Below are 16,529 nucleotides of genomic sequence, written 5' to 3'. Positions count from 1 at the left end.
GTTTATCGCCCGGTTGTTGGCCAGACATGCTCTCTATTGTGAGTGGTAGACAATATCAAACATCGTCTGGTGTACACCAACTGTTATTCAGAAACGATAACCGTTCCGACCATTCCTTGTCCCTCGTGAGGAGTACAGACGTAGACGTACTCACCCGGGACGGTGAATTCGTATTCGAAGGTCTCATCGACTTCCATGATGGCAAAGTGATCGTCGCCCTCGTACGAAGTGAAGGGGTCGGCACCGTCCGGGTTTTTGCACTTCGGCGATGCGTCCGGGTGACTCGTCACGTTGTGACCTTCGCTCTTCGCGATCCACCTGACTGTATCGCCCGTCGCGATTTCTACTTCCTCGGGGTCGAACCGAAGTCGGCCCTCTGGACCGACATCGATTTCCGTACCACCGCTGCCGGAAGAGCCGTCGGAACCGCCGTTTGAGTCGTCTTCGTCATCCTGTTGGCCGTCGTTTTGCCCCCCGGAACAACCAGCGAGGGCAGACCCGATCGTGACTACGCCGACCGACCGAAGGAACGTACGTCGTTCGTTCATCTTGCACACCATCGCAAGTCTTCGGCGTTCAAATAACCTGAATTGGCACAGACCAACCCGATCGACACTCTGATACCAGTAAGACATTCACCATACACGATTTCGAGACCAATTCGTCTCCGCGAATCAATGGCGGCTTGGTGAACTACTCCGCCCTCCCGCGCTCGGGCCTCCCCGGCCCTCGCTTGGTGCGGACGGAGCGTCCTGTTTCTGTGTCGGAACGTGCAGGAACAGATCCCACAGCGTCCACAAGACGCGGAGCGTCTCGTGCGGCCCGGCAGAACGCCGTACGGCGTTCTGCGGACGGTTCCAGACTCCGCAGGCGACTTCCCGTTACAGGTGGTTCGGAGTGTCCCACTCCTACCGGTTGGACACTCGACCACAACCGACGATGCACGCTTGTTGTCGCGTGTGAACCACGCCGAAAGCGTGGTGAGCATCTTACTTTCACCTTCGACCAAAGAGATAATAAGGGTGCCGATTCACACGAAACCAAGACGTGCGGGCGTTGTATCCCCTCCCTGCTCGCTTCGCTCACTGAGGATAGCGCGGGACCGTCGGTCCCGCTGACCATGCGAACGGCGTCGCCATGAGCAGAAGGGAGCTTAGCGCCCTCAATTACAGCTAACAACGATATCACATTTAAAAGGCTGTTCGGGCCCAATCGAGAGGTACCGACATGTAACTTCTATTTTAATATATGCTATCCCAAAGTGTTAATAACGCACATTTATGTATACGCACGTCTATAAACCTTGACTGTTAACACCAAACATATGCGTGAGCTGACTTTCAAACTCGAGTACGAAGACGGTGTCGATCCATTGATGGACACGTTCATCGAGAATCCGACGCTGTCGTCGGAGTCTATCGCCAGTTGTGTCCGACGGGATCGGTTATGGTCTATCGAGCGGTTCTTCGGGTCAGCATCAGCACTCGATAGCGTCGAGCGCATCCGATTGAACGACGAGACACCGAGAGAAGAGATGACGAAGAGGAACTGTAAAGCGGTTCGCCAGCACAACAAACTCGAGCGATCGCCGACGACGCTCGCGCTCTATTCAGTTGTAAAACGGCTTCACACCTGTGATTCCGTGATGGCGCTTGCGGCCCGTCACCTCGACCTCGGTGGCCTATTCCAGTCACAGCGACGTGACAACTGCTACAAGTGGCGCTTGCTCATGCCGACCGACGAGAACGTCGACGTGTTTCACGAACAGGTGGAAAAAAGCCTCGAAGAGGGGATTCAATTTACTCTCGGGCGACTCTGTGATGCCGAACAATTGAACTACGATTCGTTAGCAACGGTTTCGATACCCCAAGAACAGCGGAACACGATCCGGGCCGCCATCCAACACGGATACTACGAGACGCCGCGAGAGATCACGGTCAGTGAACTCGCGGAAGTCCTCGACGTTCCGCAGTCGACGGTATCCTATCGTCTCCGCCAGGCGGAAGCACAACTCGCGAAAGGATACCTGCATCGGACCGACGAGAAGTTCCAAACGCAAGTTAGCTACCACACGTAATCCGAGACGTATTCACGGACCGTCCGGTGGGTGCGGCCTCGATTCCCACTCGAGAACCTTCATACGGACTACTGTACGTCATTGCCGGTGCAACCGCGACCGTCCTGCGGTTGCACCGGGACATCGGTACAGCAGACCGTATCAGTGGGAGACGATATCTTCTATACTCGGGCCGAACAACCGCGGACCATGCACGACGTCTGTATCGTCGGCGGGGGCGTCTCCGGCCTCGCCGCTTCGATCTTCACCGCTCGCGCGGGCCTGGACACGCTCGTCGTCGACGGCGGCGAGTCCATCCTCGCGCGCAACGCCAGCCTCGAGAACTACCCCGGCTTCCCCGACGGGATCGACGCCCGACGGTACCTGCGCCTGAGTCGCGAACAGGCCGAAAACGCCGGCGTCGAGTTCGAACTCGCTCGTGTGACGAGCACCGAGCCGGTCAACGAGCGTATCCTCGAAGACGGATTCGTCCTCGAGACAGAGGGTGGCGAACCGCTCGAGGCGCGACGCGTCATCGCGGCCTCGTGGTCCGATAGCGACTACCTGGTCCCGCTGGACGTGGGCCGAATTCAGCGCGGGAGCAAGCACTTCGTCTCGGTCGACGACGCGGGTCGAACGGCCGTCGACGGTGTCTACGCCGCGGGTCGGCTCGCGGACGAACCACACCAGGCGATCGTCGCGGCCGGTCACGGGGCGAAAGTCGGACTCGCGGTGATTCACGATTCGGACGCCAACTTCTACCACGACTGGGTCGCCCCCGAGGGGTACTTCACCGGCCGCGGCCGCGAGGTGCCGCCGTGTTGCGAGGAGATCGACGACGTGGAACGGCAGGCACGCGACGATCGGGCTCGAGGGCGGCTACTCGATGCTTTCGAGGAGCCGCTCGACGAGGTGCCGACAATGCACCCGAGCGTCGCGGAGGAGTGAGCCGACGACGATGGAGGTAGCCATCCTGACCGTCGGCGACGAGGTGCTCGCCGGTGATATCTCGAACGCGAACGCACAGTGGCTCGCGACTCGATTGACGGACAGCGGTGCGACCGTCGCCCGGATTCTCACCGTGCCGGACGATCGAGAGCTCATCGAAACGGAAGTTCGAACGTGGACGGACGCGTTCGATGCTGCGATCGTCACCGGCGGACTCGGCGGGACGCACGACGACGTCACCGTCGATGCGATCGCCGACGCGTTCGACCGCGACCTCGTGGTCTACGACTCGGTTCGGCGTGACGTCGTCCAGACTGTGGCGGCGTACCGGGACGCGAACCCCGAACAGGTCACGGCCCACGACCTCGACATCGACGTGGACGCGTGGGCGGCGCTGCCGGCCGGCAGTCGGCCGCTCCTGAACCCCGAGGGACTCTGTCCAGGCTGCGTCCTTGAGAACGTCTACGCGTTCCCGGGCGTCCCCGCGGAGATGCGAGCGTTGTTCGAGGACGTCACCGGGGAATTTCGCGGCGATGCGATCGCACGAACGGTATATACGCCGCAACCGGAAGGATCGATGATCGACGCGATCGCGGGCGTGCGCGACCGCTTCGACGTGACGATCGGCAGCTATCCCGACACGAAGGGGCGAAACAGGCTGAAAGTGACCGGGACGGACCCCGAAACTGTCGACGCGGCGGTCGCGTGGCTCTCCGATCGAATCGAACTCGAGACGGACGAGTGAGCGCTCGCGGGGACGAACGGCGGCCGAAGAGCCTCGGTTCGCGGACGCCGTGGCGTGCGTTCGCGCTCTCGGCGTCCGCCCATCTCAGCAAGCTTGAAGCGCTCCCGGTGGAAACTCAAGACGAATGCTCGAGGGAGTCAACGTCGCGCTCGGGATAACAGGGTCGATCGCTGCCGTCAAGACGGTCGAACTGGCCCACGAGTTGCGACGACAGGGTGCTGCGGTTCGCGGGGTGATGACCGACAGCTCACGGGGGATCATCCACCCCTGGGCCGTCGAGTTCGCCACCGAGAACGATGTCGTCACCGAAATCACCGGACGCGTCGAACACGTCGAACTCTGTGGCTACGACGGGTGGGCCGACGTCTTTCTGATCGCGCCCGCGACGGCGAACACCGTCGGAAAGATCGCCGGCGCGGTGGACGACACGCCCGTAACGACGTGTGCGACGACCGCGCTCGGCGCCGGAATGCCGGTCGTCGTCGCGCCCGCGATGCACGAACCGATGTACGACCATCCCGGCGTTCTCGAGGCGATCGACACCGTTTCCGAGTGGGGTATCGACTTCGTCTCCCCGCGGATCGAGGAAGGGAAAGCAAAGATCGCGAGCGAGGAGGCGATCGTCTGCGACGTCGCCCGCGCGGCGGGTGATCACCCGCTCGAGGGCGAGCACGTCGTCATCACCAGCGGTGCGACCAGCGAGCCGATCGACCCGGTCCGTCTCCTCACGAACCGCTCGTCGGGCAAGATGGGCCGAGCCGTCGCGAAGGCCTGTTACGTGCGCGGTGCGGACGTGACCCTCGTTCAGGACGGAGAAGACGTCCCGTACGCCGAGGTTCGTCGAGTCGAGAGCGCCGAAGAGATGCTCGCGGCCACGACCGCGGCCTGCGAGAACGCCGACGTGCTCGTCTCGGCGGCCGCCATCGGCGACTACACCGTCGAGAGCGAAGACGAGAAGATTCGGTCGGGTCGGGAACTGACGCTCGAACTCGAGCAGACGCCGAAGCTCATCGACGAGGTTCGCGACGAGTATCCCGACCTCCCGATCGTCGGCTTCAAGACCGAAACCTCCGGCGACGAGGAGGCGATGATCGAAAAAGCCCGTCAGACCCTCGAACGTGCCGATCTCGTGTTCGTCGTTGCGAACGACGCACGCGTCATGGGCGCGGAGACGACGACGGCCCTGCTGGTCCACGCGACCGACGCAGCCAGATACGAGGGGACGAAGGCGGAACTGGGCAGTGAGATCGCCGAATCGATCGCGACGGTGCTGACCGACGATTCGGGGTCCGATTGATCGAGGGAGCCCGAGCAACGAGAGCGAGTCTCCACGACGCTCCAGCAGACACACCCACCCCCGTTCGTCGTCGGCCGCGAAACACTCGAGCGTATCGTCAACTTTTACTCCGCTTCGGTCCGACCGACGGCATGGATCAGTTGAAGCGGTCGCTCCTCGAGGCCCCGATCATCGAGAAAAACGGCTATCACTACTTCGTTCACCCGATCAGCGATGGCGTTCCGAAACTCGATCCGACGCTGCTTCGAGAGATCGTCATCCGGATCATTCGGAAAGCTGAACTCGAAGACGTCGATCAGATCGTCACGCCTGCGGCGATGGGTATCCACATCTCCACGGCCGTCTCGCTGATGACGGACATTCCGCTGACGGTCATTCGCAAGCGTCAGTACGGCCTCGAAGGCGAAGTCCAAATCTCACAGCAAACTGGCTACTCGGAGACCGAGATGTATATCAACGACGTGCGCGAAGGCGACCGTGTACTCGTACTCGACGACGTCCTCTCCACCGGTGGCACGCTCGCGTCGGTGCTCGCGGCGCTCGACGAGATCGGTGCGGAGGTCGTCGACACGGTCGCAGTTATCAAGAAGGTCGGGGGAGAGAACAAAGTAGAGGATGCGAACTACAGCGTCAAGACGTTGATCAACGTCGACGTCGTCGACGGCGAGGTCGTCATCGTCGACGAGGAAGGCGATCAGTAGGCGAACGGTACGGCAACCGTCTCGCTGAAGCCGGGTCGAACGCACGAACCAACACCGGACCAACGCCAAACGAGGATCGAGACAACCAGCATTCGAATGCACGTAACACCATTATTTGGCGTCCCAAGCCAGTCTATGCCCCCCATCACAAGGAATATGTTGTCAGGATATGAACCAATTGATCATGGACGGGAATAGTGTCGGGACGGATGAGCGCAGTCGGTTGCGGCGGCGCTCATTCCTGAAGCGAACGGGGACTGCAGGTGTCGTCGCACTCGCAGGATGTGTCAGGTTTAACACTGTTACAGCTGACGGCCCGGCAGAAGAGCTGATCCAAGATGGGTTCGAGGCCGTGGGTATCGAACCGCCGTTCCAGACCGCGATCGCGATTACACAGGATGAGGAACGAGAGCGGTTCGCCCAACTTCTCAGGGACGAACTCAACGACACCGGATTTTTCGATATCTCGATCGAACGGCGGGACTTCGGCTCACAAGTTGATCTGATGTTGAGCGCCGCCGAGAAGGAGGCAAACGCCATGTTCGTCGCGAGCTGGACCGGAGGGTGGGACCCCAGCGACTACGTCGACATGTTATTTCACTCGGACAACTGGACGCCAAACGGGTTCAACGTCGGCCACTACGAGAGCGAGGCGGTCGACGAGTACATCGACGCGGGCCTCACGGAAACCGATCCGGACGAGCGGGTCGACATCTATCGACGTCTCCAGGAGGAACTGGTCGCGGACTCGCCGGCGTCGTTCCTCCGCTTTCGCGAAACGACGCACGTCTGGGACGACGCCGTCGTTACCGATTGGCAGACGTATCCGCTCCGTACAGGGGCGTACTACGCAGTGTACGCCCCCTGGGCCGACGCGTACACCGACCTCGAGGATGGTAGCGAGTTCATCGGCGACCTCGGCAGCGACGTCAACAACTACGATCCCGTCTCGATAAACGGGACCGTCTCCAGTCAGGCGACGGCACTCATCTACGAGGAACTCGTCGGCGTCGATTTCGATGGCGACGTTCGACCGATGCTCGCCACCGACTGGGAGCAACTCGACGCCACGACCTACCGGTTTATGCTCCGCGAAGACGTCGAGTTCCACAACGGCGAGGAGCTTACGGCCGAACACGTCTCGGGCTCGTTCGAACGCTACGAGGGAGCGATTCGGGAAGGGGACGTCTACGACTGGTACGAGGACTCCGAAATCGTCGACGACCACACGATCGACATCGAGTGCTCGCGGGAGTACGGTCCCTTCGAGAACGCGCTCTTCAACGTGCCGATCGTTCCGAAGGCGGCGATCGACGGAACCCACGAACTCGCCTCCGAACCGATGGGGACCGGCCCCTACCGGTTCGTCGAACACGACAGCGGCAACCACTGGCGGATGCGGCGCTTCGACGACCACTGGTTCGAGGGAAGCAAAACGGTCCCGGAGACGGCACCGATCGAAACCGTCACCCTCGAGATAATCACCGAAAGGTCGGCCAGACAGGGCGCGCTCGAACGGGGAGATATCGACTTCAGTTCCGGCGTTCCGTCGGCGAGCCTCGCCGAGCTCGAAAAGGACGACGCCTACGGCGTCGGTCGCCACGTAAGCGGTGGGTTCGACATGATCCTCTATCCCGCCTACCAGGCGCCGTTCTCCGAGCGATCGGTCCGACGCGGCGTCAACATGTTGCTCCCGCGTGAGGAAACACTCGAAACCGTCTACAACGGCGTAGGCCAACTGGGTTATACACCGATTTCGCCGCTACTCGAGAACTACGCCGACGAATCGTTCCAGGAAGCGATCGCCGACGAGTACGTTCGCCCGAACTAACACTGGTTCCTACAATCTACAATGTCGATCGGACGATACGCCTGCAAGCGGCTGTTGGTCACGGGCCCAGTCCTGCTCGGCGTCACCGCGTTGACCTTCTCGTTCGTCCACCTGTTGCCGGGCGATGCGGTCGATGCGATCAGTGGCTTTCGGGACGTCAGCCCCGCGGTCAAGGCGTCGATCCGATCCGAGTACCACCTCGATCAACCGCTGTGGAAACAGTACTTGCTGTGGCTGTGGGACGCAGTCACCCTCGATTTCGGCCAGTCGCCAGTCACCGGTCGCGACGTGACGACCTCGATCGCCCACAGACTCCCGGCGACGATCGCGCTCGGTGGTGCCGCGTGGCTGCTCGCACTCGCAATCGGGGTGCCAGCGGGGATCATCGCCGCGGTCAAACGGGGTGAGCCGGCCGACGAACTCAGTCGACTCGCCGCGCTCGCCGGGATCGCGACGCCGAACTTCTGGCTCGGTCTCATCCTCCTGCTCGTCTTCAGCGTCCGGCTAGAGTGGTTTCGCGTACTTCCGCCGGACGAACCGCTCGCCAGCCTCGCGATGGTGAAGTTCATGGTGTTGCCGACGATTACGCTCGGCACGGCCTCGGCCGCGCTCGTCACGCGGCTGCTCCGATCGTCCATGCTCGGGGAACTCGACGAAGCGTACGTCCGGACCGCACGCGCGAAAGGCCTTCGAGGGCGAACGGTGATCCTGAAACACGTCCTTCGAAACTCGTTGCTCCCGGTCGTAACCGTCGCCGGTCTTCAGCTCGCGTTCCTGGTGGACGGCGCTGTCGTGGTCGAACAGATCTTCTCCTGGCCGGGCATGGGGCGACTCCTGGTTCGGTCGATCCTCGAGCGTGACTACCCCGTCATCCAGGCGACCGTTCTCGGTATCGGCGTCGCGATCGTTCTCGCGAATCTGCTCGTCGATATCGTCTACGCGGTGCTGGATCCACGCATTCGATACTGAACGATGAGCGATCGACACTCCACCGCCGAACGCGGCCGAATTCGCATCGTCGACTTCGACGATGCCGTCTCGGATCGGCAGCGGCGCCGTCACGAGAGCGGCGAGGAGCCCGTCGACGACGCGACAGCGACGCGAGCAAGCGACGTGCCGACGACGGAGACGCAGGCCTCTGTCGAGGCCGAGCGATCGGGACGTCGCCTCGAGGACGCGTGGCGGCGCTTCCGGCGGAACCGGTCGGCCACGTTCGGTGTCGGGATCATCGTAGTCATGGCGGTGCTCGCGGTCTTCGCCCGCCCGATCGAGGTGTCGACGGCGGAGGTAACGATTTCGCTCCAGCCGTTTTCCCTCGCCCCGTACGATCCGTCCGCGACGCTGGTCGGGCCGCAAAACGCGCCGCCGTCCCCAGCGCATCCGTTCGGGACCGACTGGGCGGGCCGCGACCAACTCTCGCGGGTGCTCGTCGGCGGACGGTACACGCTGAGCATTGGCTTTATTGCCGTCGTGCTGGCACTCGGCGTCGGCGTTCCCCTCGGAGCGATCGCGGGCTATTTCGGCGGCTGGATCGACGAAACCATCATGCGAATCGTCGACGTGCTGTACGCGTTCCCGTTTCTGGTGCTGGCGATTGCGATCGTTCCGATCCTCGAGCCGCTGCCGATTCTCGGCGGCGGATTCTGGACGGTCGTACTCGCCCTCGTCGTCACCGGCTGGATCGGCTACGCCAGGCTGTTGCGCGGCGAGGTGCTTTCGGTCCGCGAACGCGAGTACGTCACCGCGGCCAGGGGCCTCGGCGTCCCCGATCGGACCGTCATCGCCAGACACGTCGTGCCGAACGCGATCGCACCCGTCGTCGTTCAGGCGACGCTCAACGTCGGAACGGTCGTGCTCACCGCGGCCGCGCTCGGCTTTCTCGGCCTGGGTCTCGAGCCCGGCAGCGCGGAGTGGGGGGCAATGCTCTCGGAGGGTCGGAGTTCACTCATCAGGGGCGACTGGCACGTGACGGTCTTCCCCGGACTCGCGATTTTCCTGTTCGTCCTGGCGATCAACCTCGTCGGTGATGGGATCAACGACGCGATCGATCCACACCGCGACGTCACCGACGAACGGAGGCGACTCCGCTGATGGCGCTGCTCGAGGTCGAAGATCTCGTCGTCCAGTTCTATACCGACGACGGCGTCGTCCGCCCGGTCGACGACATCAGTTACGAGATTCACGACGGCGAAACGGTCGGGCTGGTCGGCGAGAGCGGTGCCGGCAAGAGCGTCGCCAGCCTCGCGCTACTTCGATTGCTCGAAGACGCCGGCGAAATCGTCAGCGGCGAAATCCGCTTTCGGGGCCGGAATCTCCTCGAGCTGCCGGCCGACGAACTCAGGGCGCTTCGAGGAAACGAGATCGCGATGGTGTTTCAGGACGCCGGAGCGGCGCTTAACCCTGTCTACACCGTCGGCGAACAGATCGCGGAGACGATCCGCGCCCACGAAGCCGTCACCGACGGTGACGCCCGCGACCGGGCGATCGGCCTCCTCGAGCAGGTCGGGATCCCGGATCCCGGCGTGCGGTACTCCGATTATCCCCACGAACTCTCCGGAGGAATGCAACAACGGGCCGTTATCGCAATGGCGCTGTCGTGTGACCCAAGCCTGCTCGTCTGCGACGAGCCGACGACCGGTCTCGACGTCACGATTCAGGCGGGGCTCATCGAACTGCTTGCGGATCTCACGCGAGAATCCGAAACGGCGGTTCAGCTCGTCACACACGACCTCGGCGTCGTCGCGGAGCTCTGCGACCGGGTACTGGTCCAGTACGCCGGCCAGATCGTCGAACGGGCACCGGTCGAAGAGTTATTCTACGATCCCGGACACCCTTACACCGTCGGGCTGCTGGCCTCGACCCCCCGATTGGGTGACGACCGCGAGCGTCTCACGACCGTCCCGGGGATGGCCCCCGACCTCGTCGACCCGCCGACCGGCTGTCGGTTCCACCCACGCTGTCCGTACGCCGAGAACGTCTGCGCCCGTCGCGACCCACCGCTCGTGGAGACCGAAGGCGGGTCCACCGACGATAGCGATCCGGAGACCCACGTCGCCGCCTGCCTCGAGTACACCGGCGACCTGAGTGACGGGTTGGACTACGAGGTAGTCGTCCACGATGCGGATGGCGACGGCAACGAGAAAGGCGACCGAGGCGGTGACGAGACCGAACGAGACGGAGACGGCCGTCGGGAACGCGGCCGACGGGGTGAGTCGCAATGACGGCGGCCGATGACGAGGCGATCCTCCGGGCCGAGGGCATCGAGAAGTACTACACCAGCTCCGAGGGGTTCGTAGACCGGCTCCTCGGCGGGAGTGAAACGGTCCGGGCGGTCGACGGCGTCGACCTCGAGATTCGCGACGGCGAAACGCTCGGGCTGGTCGGCGAAAGCGGCTGCGGCAAGACGACGCTCGGCCGGACGCTCGTCAGGCTACTCGAGCCCAGCGCCGGTTCGATCACCTATCGCGGCAGGGAGATTACCGACTGTCCCCGATCCGAACTCCGGGAACTGCGAGCCGATATTCAGTACGTCTTTCAGGACCCAGTCACCAGCCTGAATCCCCAGTTGACGGTCGGGGACAGCATCGGTGAAGCCCTGGCGGTTCACGACATCGTTCCCGAACCACGGCGCGACGAGCGGGTTCGGGAGTTGCTCGAGACGGTCGGACTCCAGGCCAGGCACGCGACCCGCTATCCGCGAGCATTTTCGGGAGGCCAGCGCCAGCGGATCGGTATCGCCCGGGCGCTTGCCGTCGAACCCGAACTCGTCGTCTGTGACGAACCCGTCTCCGAGCTCGACGTCTCCGTCCAGGCCGGAATCCTCAACCTACTCGCCGACCTTCAGGACCAGTTCGATCTGTCGTACCTCTTTATCAGCCACGACCTCTCGGTCGTCGAACACATCGCCGACCGGGTCGCCGTAATGTATCTCGGGACACTCGTCGAAACGGGGTCCACCGCCGAAGTATTCCGCGAACCCTCACACCCCTACACCGAAGCGCTCCTGTCGGCGATCCCCGAACCCGACCCGTGCTGGGACGGGGACCGGATCGTCCTCGAGGGCCCCATCCCCGCTCCGACGGCGCCGCCGCCCGGTTGCCGGTTCCACACACGCTGTCCGAAGGTCATCCCACCCGCCGAGTACGACCTCGAGACGAACACGTTCCGGGCGATCATGGCGCTGCGAATCCGATTCGAGGACGCGGTGTCGAGGGGTACGGAACTCGAAGCGCTGCTCCCAGGATCCCGGGACGACGTGGACGTTCCGACAGCACTTCGTGACGAACACGGGATCCCTCGGCAGCTTGCCGATCCCGCCGCCGAAACCGCGCTCGAGGACGCGCTCGTGGCCGCCGAAGCTGGAGATCTCGAAGCTGCCCGGAACGGCCTCGCGACGGCGTTCGAAACGCCGTGCGAAACGACCGAACCAGTGCTCGAACCCGGTCGAGCCGCTCATCCGATAGCGTGCCACCGGTTCGACGACCAGTTCGAAGGCGATCCAGAGTCCTCCTGCGGGCCGAGCGACGACTAACGAGCGCGACATCGACGACATGCCCGGGTCCATCACTGCACACCGGTAACGGGACCCGACATCACTATCTGGACCGGGTACGTCGACCACCGTACGCGAGGAGTTCGACGATGAAACGAATCGACGAATCGAGCCCGTCCGATCGTACGGACGACGACCCGTTCGTGCCGGGCCGCCGCGTGGACGCCGAACACGGCGGACGTGCGATCGACTGGGCAGCGTTCAGCCACGCGTTTACGCCGACGAGGCTTCGCCACCGAGCGATCAGCGTCAGCGTTTCGACTGACGACCGGCGATACGATCTCGGCGAACCGGTCGAACTAACCGTCACGTTTCGCAACCGACTCCCGTTCCCGATCCGGATTCGGACCGATTCGCCGAACCGGTGGACGTGGGCCGTCGACGGGCTCCGCGAGGCGTCGCAGGTGCCTCGAACGGTGCCCGATCGCCCCGCGGTATTCTCGTTCGACCGGCGCGAGCGCAAACGCTTTCGGCGGCGGTGGCCCCAGCGGATCCAGGTCGCCGACGATCGGTGGACGCCCGTCGATACCGGAACCTACATGCTCGAGGCGAGGATTTCCCGATCGGATGCGACTGATCGAGGACTCGTCGATCGGACCGAAATCGAAATCATGGACTGAGACGGTCTGCTGTACCGATGTACCGGTGCAACCGCGACCGTCCTGCGGTTGCACCGGCAATGACGTACAGTAGTCCGTATGAGACGGTGATCGTCAGCACGTCCACGGCCCACGGTCGCCGCCCCTGAACGTGCTCGCGGCAACAGTACAGCGGGAGGTCGGGTTCGAATGACGTCCGCGTCGCTCCCGGTGGTCGCTCGTGGCTACCGTCCAACCGACTCGTCGTACTCGGACGAACCCCGGACTCGCTGCGTGCTGCGCGCTACACTCGTCGTTCGTCGTCCGACGTCGTATTCGTCAAAAGTAGCGGGAGGTAGATTTGAACTACCGGTCTGCGGGTTATGAGCCCGCCGGAATCTCCTGGCTATCCCATCCCGCTACCATCTCGTAACCGAGTATGCTAGTTAAGGGTTGTGATTCGACTGCCGTATGCGGATTTCTATCGCTACTCCCTGTGAACCTTCCACGTGTAGAGGCTCTCACAGGTATAGTTGACGAAGAATCCGGCGCCGATCCCGATCACGTTCGCTGCCAGGAACCAGACGTCGAACCACCGAACCAGCCCCGTCAGCACCGCCAGTGTGACCACCAATCCGCCGATTCGAACCGCGTTCGAGCGCACGAATCGCCGTCCCAGTGCGCCGAGTCCGAGATCGCCGTGGCTCGCGAACGTCCACTGCTCGTTGATTACGAAAATGACCGCGATACCGAGTTCCCACGAGACGAGCTTCGCACCCTGGAGTCCGAGACCCGTTCCCTCGATCAGTAAAAAGAGAACGGCGTTATCCACGGCTGCGCCGACGAAGCCGACCCTGACGAACTGACTGAACCGGGTCGTCGAGAGCAGCGCACGGACCCGCATGCGGATCGCCTCTGAAAGGGAATCACTCATCGTCGTACTCGATCTCGAGCCTATCCACCACTGTCGGCGGCACAGATTTCCGTTTTGCGGTCGCCGAGTGGAATTATCAGTCGGGCGTCAGATCAATGACATCGCTCCTGATACCGCAACTCGATCCATCGGAGAAAACGGACGGGCCCTGCAAGAGGGCGGACGATCGGGATCAGAACGGAGGCCGTGGAGCGGTCCGCCGTACAGCATCGACCACGCCGCCATCCAGTCCACGGAAACTGGGTTATACCGCGAGGTCGCCTTTCGCCCGAACGACGTCGACTGCTTCGGCGTCGACCCGGTCGACGTCGAGGAAGTGGGGCGTATAGTTTCGCGTTTCGTAGTCCTCGTACTCGTCTTCGGCACCGACGGTGCACCAGAGTTGAACCCGGTCGGGGCCGTGGTACTCGCCGTTCCGATTGATCCCGAAACAAACCACTTCGTCCCCATCGTACCGAATGATCGCCCCATTTCGGATGCCGGGATCACCGTGAATGATGAGTTGCTTCATAGTCGCTGATTCACAGGAGAGCGGATTAAACGCTTCGGAGGACGGATACGGGGCCGAATCCGACGAAGAGCCGATCGGCAGTCGGACACGGCGCATCGACGAACCAAACGCGTTTTAAACGGCGCAGCCATAGCCCACGGCAAGTGAGATAACCATGCAGATGCCACGCCGATTCAATACTTACTGCCCGTTCTGTAACGAACACCACGAACACGAGGTCGAAAAGTCCCGAACCGGTCGCTCGTCGGGGATGAAATGGGACGCTCGCCGAACCCGACGAAACACCGCCTCGATCGGGAATTCTGGACGCTTCTCGAAAGTGCCCGGCGGTGAAAAACCCACCAAGAAGACCGACCTCAAATACCGCTGCAGCGAGTGCGGCAAGGCTCACCTCCGCGAGGGATGGCGCGCCGGTCGACTCGAGTTCCAGGAGTGATTTCGATGGCAGGAAATTTCTACAGCGTCCGATGCGGTGACTGTGAGAACGAACAGATCGTCTTCGGCAAAGCCGCGACGGAAGTCGCCTGTGCCGTCTGTGGAACGACGCTCGTTCGACCGACGGGCGGCAAAGCCGAGATCGATCACGAAATAATCGAAACCGTCGAGTCACGATGAAGTACAGCGGCTGGCCCGATCCCGGCGAACTCGTCGTCGGCAAGATCGACGAAATCGAGGACTTCGGCGTTTTCGTCGATCTCGAAGAGTACGAAGACAAACGCGGACTGATTCACATCTCGGAGGTCGCGAGCGGCTGGATCAAGAACGTCCGCGATCACGTCCGCGAGGGTCAAATTGTCGTCTGCAAGGTCCTGGACGTCGACGAGGGGTCCCAGCAGATCGACCTCTCGCTGAAGGACGTCAACGACCACCAGCGCTCGGACAAAATCCAGGAGTGGAAAAACGAGCAAAAGGCAGATAACTGGATGGAACTCGCCTTCGGCGACGAGATCGACGACGAGGCCTACACGTCGATCGCGAACGAACTGATCGCCATCCACGGCAGCCTCTACGACGGCTTCAAGCAGGCGGCGATCCACGGCGAGGAAGCCCTCGAGGATACCGACCTCGACGACGACGAGATCGACGCGATCGTGGAGACGGCGCGCGAGAACGTCTCGGTGCCGTACGTCAACGTCACCGGCTACGTCGACCTCGAGAACCCCTCCGCGACCGGCGTCGATGGGATCCGCGAAGCCCTGCACGCTGCGGGCGGCAACGGAGAGATTCCCGACGAAGTCGAACTCGACGTGAGCTACGTCGGTGCTCCCGAGTACCGGATCAAAGTACAAGCACCCAACTACAAGACCGCCGAATCACACCTCGAAGACAGCGCAAAGCGGGCGATCGCCGCGATCGAAGGCCACGGCGGTAGCGGCAAATACCACCGCGAACGCCGGACCGACGACGAATAAGCGCGTATGAAATCCGATATCCGGGTGTGTTCGGCGTGGCGCGAGACCCACGAACGCCCGGTGTATACCCTTTCCGACACGTGTCCGGACTGCGGAGCCGCGACAGAAAACAGTGCACCGGCACCGTTCAATCCCGAGGATCCGTACGGCGAGTACCGACGCGCTCTTAAACGTCGCCGCCGCTGATACGGTATGGACGAACTCGAGATCGACGCAATCGCCGAGGTCGAACTAGACGATCCCGTCCTCGTCGAGGGGCTGCCGGGAGTTGGACACGTCGGCACGCTCGCCGTCGAACACCTGCTCGAGGAACTCGAGGGCGAGAGCACGCTCGTACGCCGGATTTATTCCCAGGAATTCCCGCCCCAGGTGAGCGTCGAGGATGGCGTCTCGGAGTTGACCTGTGCGGAACTGTACGCCGTTTCCGTTCCCGATGGGCGCGACCTGCTCTTGTTGACCGGCGACCACCAGGCCCAGACGAACGAGGGGCACTACGTACTCACGGATGCCTTCCTCGACATCGCCGAGGAGTTCAGCGCGACGGAGGTCTACGCACTCGGCGGCGTTCCGACCGGCGAACTGATCGAGGAATACGCCGTCGTCGGCGCCGTCAGCGACGAATCGCTCCTCGCGGAGCACGAGGACGCGGGGGTGGAATTCCGGGAGGACGAACCCGCCGGCGGTATCGTCGGCGTCTCCGGGCTGTTGCTCGGCCTGGGGGAACGGCGCGGCTTCGAAGCCGTCTGTCTGATGGGCGAAACCAGCGGCTATCTCGTCGATCCGAAAAGCGCCCGTGCGGTGCTTGAGGTGCTCGAGGCCGTCCTTGGGTTCGAACTCGATTACGAGTCCCTGGACGAGCGGGCCGACGAGATGGAGGATGTCATCGGCAAGATCCAAGAGATGGAACAGCAACAGCAGATGGATGTCCCGACCGACGACGACCTGCGGTACATCGGCTAGCACC

General features: G+C 62.7%; 19 protein-coding genes and 1 tRNA gene. 16 read left to right on the top strand and 4 right to left on the bottom strand.

The window, feature by feature from the left end; genetic code table 11:
* Positions 1-83: 83 nt before the first annotated feature.
* Positions 84-548: a plastocyanin/azurin family copper-binding protein gene (locus tag NJU76_RS10900; protein ID WP_254528423.1), complete on the bottom strand. Its 465-nt coding sequence runs from the start codon at positions 546-548 to the stop codon at positions 84-86.
* A gap of 776 nt (positions 549-1,324) precedes the next feature.
* Here NJU76_RS10900 and NJU76_RS10895 point away from each other — a divergent pair.
* The 11 genes from NJU76_RS10895 to NJU76_RS10845 all read left to right on the top strand — a co-directional run bounded on the left by NJU76_RS10895 (position 1,325) and on the right by NJU76_RS10845 (position 12,750).
* Positions 1,325-2,077 (top strand): helix-turn-helix domain-containing protein, encoded by a 753-nt coding sequence (locus tag NJU76_RS10895; protein ID WP_254528422.1) that lies wholly within the window; start codon positions 1,325-1,327, stop codon positions 2,075-2,077.
* Between the two features lie 189 nt (positions 2,078-2,266).
* The gene (locus tag NJU76_RS10890) at positions 2,267-3,004 is read left to right on the top strand and encodes an NAD(P)/FAD-dependent oxidoreductase (protein WP_254528421.1); all 738 of its coding nucleotides are present in this window, start codon (positions 2,267-2,269) and stop codon (positions 3,002-3,004) included.
* A 10-nt stretch (positions 3,005-3,014) separates the two neighbouring features.
* Positions 3,015-3,749 carry a competence/damage-inducible protein A gene (locus NJU76_RS10885; RefSeq protein WP_254528420.1) on the top strand — a complete coding sequence of 245 codons (735 nt, stop codon included), beginning with the start codon at positions 3,015-3,017 and terminating at the stop codon, positions 3,747-3,749.
* Between the two features lie 124 nt (positions 3,750-3,873).
* Positions 3,874-5,046, top strand: coding sequence for a bifunctional phosphopantothenoylcysteine decarboxylase/phosphopantothenate--cysteine ligase CoaBC (coaBC, locus tag NJU76_RS10880; RefSeq protein ID WP_254528419.1), 1,173 nt, complete (start codon positions 3,874-3,876; stop codon positions 5,044-5,046).
* A 131-nt stretch (positions 5,047-5,177) separates the two neighbouring features.
* Positions 5,178-5,747 (top strand): hypoxanthine/guanine phosphoribosyltransferase, encoded by a 570-nt coding sequence (gene hpt / locus NJU76_RS10875; RefSeq protein ID WP_254528417.1) that lies wholly within the window; start codon positions 5,178-5,180, stop codon positions 5,745-5,747.
* Between the two features lie 184 nt (positions 5,748-5,931).
* Complete coding sequence (locus NJU76_RS10870) at positions 5,932-7,578, top strand: ABC transporter substrate-binding protein (protein WP_254528415.1); 1,647 nt, start codon at positions 5,932-5,934, stop codon at positions 7,576-7,578.
* Between the two features lie 21 nt (positions 7,579-7,599).
* Positions 7,600-8,547, top strand: coding sequence for an ABC transporter permease (locus NJU76_RS10865; protein WP_254528413.1), 948 nt, complete (start codon positions 7,600-7,602; stop codon positions 8,545-8,547).
* A 3-nt stretch (positions 8,548-8,550) separates the two neighbouring features.
* Positions 8,551-9,669, top strand: a complete 1,119-nt coding sequence (locus NJU76_RS10860) for an ABC transporter permease (RefSeq protein ID WP_254528411.1) — start codon at positions 8,551-8,553, stop codon at positions 9,667-9,669.
* The gene (locus tag NJU76_RS10855; RefSeq protein WP_254528409.1) at positions 9,669-10,799 is read left to right on the top strand and encodes an ABC transporter ATP-binding protein; all 1,131 of its coding nucleotides are present in this window, start codon (positions 9,669-9,671) and stop codon (positions 10,797-10,799) included. Before NJU76_RS10860 ends, NJU76_RS10855 begins: the two co-directional genes overlap by 1 nt.
* Positions 10,796-12,109, top strand: a complete 1,314-nt coding sequence (locus NJU76_RS10850; protein WP_254528407.1) for an ABC transporter ATP-binding protein — start codon at positions 10,796-10,798, stop codon at positions 12,107-12,109. Before NJU76_RS10855 ends, NJU76_RS10850 begins: the two co-directional genes overlap by 4 nt.
* A gap of 110 nt (positions 12,110-12,219) precedes the next feature.
* Positions 12,220-12,750, top strand: coding sequence for a DUF7974 family protein (locus tag NJU76_RS10845; protein ID WP_254528405.1), 531 nt, complete (start codon positions 12,220-12,222; stop codon positions 12,748-12,750).
* 304 nt (positions 12,751-13,054) lie between these two features.
* Here NJU76_RS10845 and NJU76_RS10840 read toward each other — a convergent pair.
* The 3 genes from NJU76_RS10840 to NJU76_RS10830 all read right to left on the bottom strand — a co-directional run bounded on the left by NJU76_RS10840 (position 13,055) and on the right by NJU76_RS10830 (position 14,153).
* A tRNA-Met gene (locus NJU76_RS10840) sits at positions 13,055-13,129 on the bottom strand.
* Positions 13,130-13,195: 66 nt separating this feature from the next.
* A complete protein-coding gene (locus NJU76_RS10835) occupies positions 13,196-13,642 on the bottom strand; it encodes a GtrA family protein (protein ID WP_254528404.1) in 447 nt (148 codons plus the stop codon).
* A gap of 244 nt (positions 13,643-13,886) precedes the next feature.
* Entirely contained in the window at positions 13,887-14,153 is a 267-nt protein-coding gene (locus NJU76_RS10830) for an HAH_0734 family protein (RefSeq protein WP_254528402.1), read from the bottom strand.
* A gap of 154 nt (positions 14,154-14,307) precedes the next feature.
* Between NJU76_RS10830 and NJU76_RS10825 the strand changes: the two genes are divergently transcribed.
* The 5 genes from NJU76_RS10825 to NJU76_RS10805 are packed head-to-tail and all read left to right on the top strand — an operon-like array spanning position 14,308 to position 16,525.
* A complete protein-coding gene (locus tag NJU76_RS10825; protein WP_254522528.1) occupies positions 14,308-14,589 on the top strand; it encodes a 50S ribosomal protein L44e in 282 nt (93 codons plus the stop codon).
* A 5-nt stretch (positions 14,590-14,594) separates the two neighbouring features.
* Complete coding sequence (locus tag NJU76_RS10820) at positions 14,595-14,768, top strand: 30S ribosomal protein S27e (protein ID WP_254528400.1); 174 nt, start codon at positions 14,595-14,597, stop codon at positions 14,766-14,768.
* A complete protein-coding gene (locus tag NJU76_RS10815; protein WP_254528398.1) occupies positions 14,765-15,565 on the top strand; it encodes a translation initiation factor IF-2 subunit alpha in 801 nt (266 codons plus the stop codon). Before NJU76_RS10820 ends, NJU76_RS10815 begins: the two co-directional genes overlap by 4 nt.
* Positions 15,566-15,571: 6 nt before the next feature.
* A complete protein-coding gene (locus NJU76_RS10810) occupies positions 15,572-15,751 on the top strand; it encodes an RNA-protein complex protein Nop10 (RefSeq protein ID WP_254528397.1) in 180 nt (59 codons plus the stop codon).
* Between the two features lie 6 nt (positions 15,752-15,757).
* Entirely contained in the window at positions 15,758-16,525 is a 768-nt protein-coding gene (locus tag NJU76_RS10805) for a proteasome assembly chaperone family protein (RefSeq protein WP_254528396.1), read from the top strand.
* Positions 16,526-16,529 lie beyond the last annotated feature (4 nt).

The sequence above is a fragment of the Natrinema gelatinilyticum genome, assembly GCF_024266705.1.
Classification (GTDB): Archaea; Halobacteriota; Halobacteria; order Halobacteriales; family Natrialbaceae; genus Natrinema; species Natrinema gelatinilyticum.
This window is presented reverse-complemented; position numbering and strand designations above follow the sequence as displayed.

Bases quoted from the DNA above. Each gene is read 5' to 3' on its own strand.
- NJU76_RS10855 (WP_254528409.1), top strand. From the start codon at position 9,669: ATGGCGCTGCTCGAGGTCGAAGATCTCGTCGTCCAGTTCTATACCGAC.
- NJU76_RS10885 (WP_254528420.1), top strand. From the start codon at position 3,015: ATGGAGGTAGCCATCCTGACCGTCGGCGACGAGGTGCTCGCCGGTGAT.
- NJU76_RS10820 (WP_254528400.1), top strand. From the start codon at position 14,595: ATGGCAGGAAATTTCTACAGCGTCCGATGCGGTGACTGTGAGAACGAA.
- NJU76_RS10900 (WP_254528423.1), bottom strand. From the start codon at position 548: ATGAACGAACGACGTACGTTCCTTCGGTCGGTCGGCGTAGTCACGATC.
- NJU76_RS10845 (WP_254528405.1), top strand. From the start codon at position 12,220: ATGAAACGAATCGACGAATCGAGCCCGTCCGATCGTACGGACGACGAC.
- NJU76_RS10890 (WP_254528421.1), top strand. From the start codon at position 2,267: ATGCACGACGTCTGTATCGTCGGCGGGGGCGTCTCCGGCCTCGCCGCT.
- NJU76_RS10865 (WP_254528413.1), top strand. From the start codon at position 7,600: ATGTCGATCGGACGATACGCCTGCAAGCGGCTGTTGGTCACGGGCCCA.
- NJU76_RS10860 (WP_254528411.1), top strand. From the start codon at position 8,551: ATGAGCGATCGACACTCCACCGCCGAACGCGGCCGAATTCGCATCGTC.
- NJU76_RS10810 (WP_254528397.1), top strand. From the start codon at position 15,572: ATGAAATCCGATATCCGGGTGTGTTCGGCGTGGCGCGAGACCCACGAA.
- coaBC (WP_254528419.1), top strand. From the start codon at position 3,874: ATGCTCGAGGGAGTCAACGTCGCGCTCGGGATAACAGGGTCGATCGCT.
- hpt (WP_254528417.1), top strand. From the start codon at position 5,178: ATGGATCAGTTGAAGCGGTCGCTCCTCGAGGCCCCGATCATCGAGAAA.
- NJU76_RS10805 (WP_254528396.1), top strand. From the start codon at position 15,758: ATGGACGAACTCGAGATCGACGCAATCGCCGAGGTCGAACTAGACGAT.
- NJU76_RS10870 (WP_254528415.1), top strand. From the start codon at position 5,932: ATGGACGGGAATAGTGTCGGGACGGATGAGCGCAGTCGGTTGCGGCGG.
- NJU76_RS10835 (WP_254528404.1), bottom strand. From the start codon at position 13,642: ATGAGTGATTCCCTTTCAGAGGCGATCCGCATGCGGGTCCGTGCGCTG.
- NJU76_RS10830 (WP_254528402.1), bottom strand. From the start codon at position 14,153: ATGAAGCAACTCATCATTCACGGTGATCCCGGCATCCGAAATGGGGCG.
- NJU76_RS10825 (WP_254522528.1), top strand. From the start codon at position 14,308: ATGCAGATGCCACGCCGATTCAATACTTACTGCCCGTTCTGTAACGAA.
- NJU76_RS10815 (WP_254528398.1), top strand. From the start codon at position 14,765: ATGAAGTACAGCGGCTGGCCCGATCCCGGCGAACTCGTCGTCGGCAAG.
- NJU76_RS10850 (WP_254528407.1), top strand. From the start codon at position 10,796: ATGACGGCGGCCGATGACGAGGCGATCCTCCGGGCCGAGGGCATCGAG.
- NJU76_RS10895 (WP_254528422.1), top strand. From the start codon at position 1,325: ATGCGTGAGCTGACTTTCAAACTCGAGTACGAAGACGGTGTCGATCCA.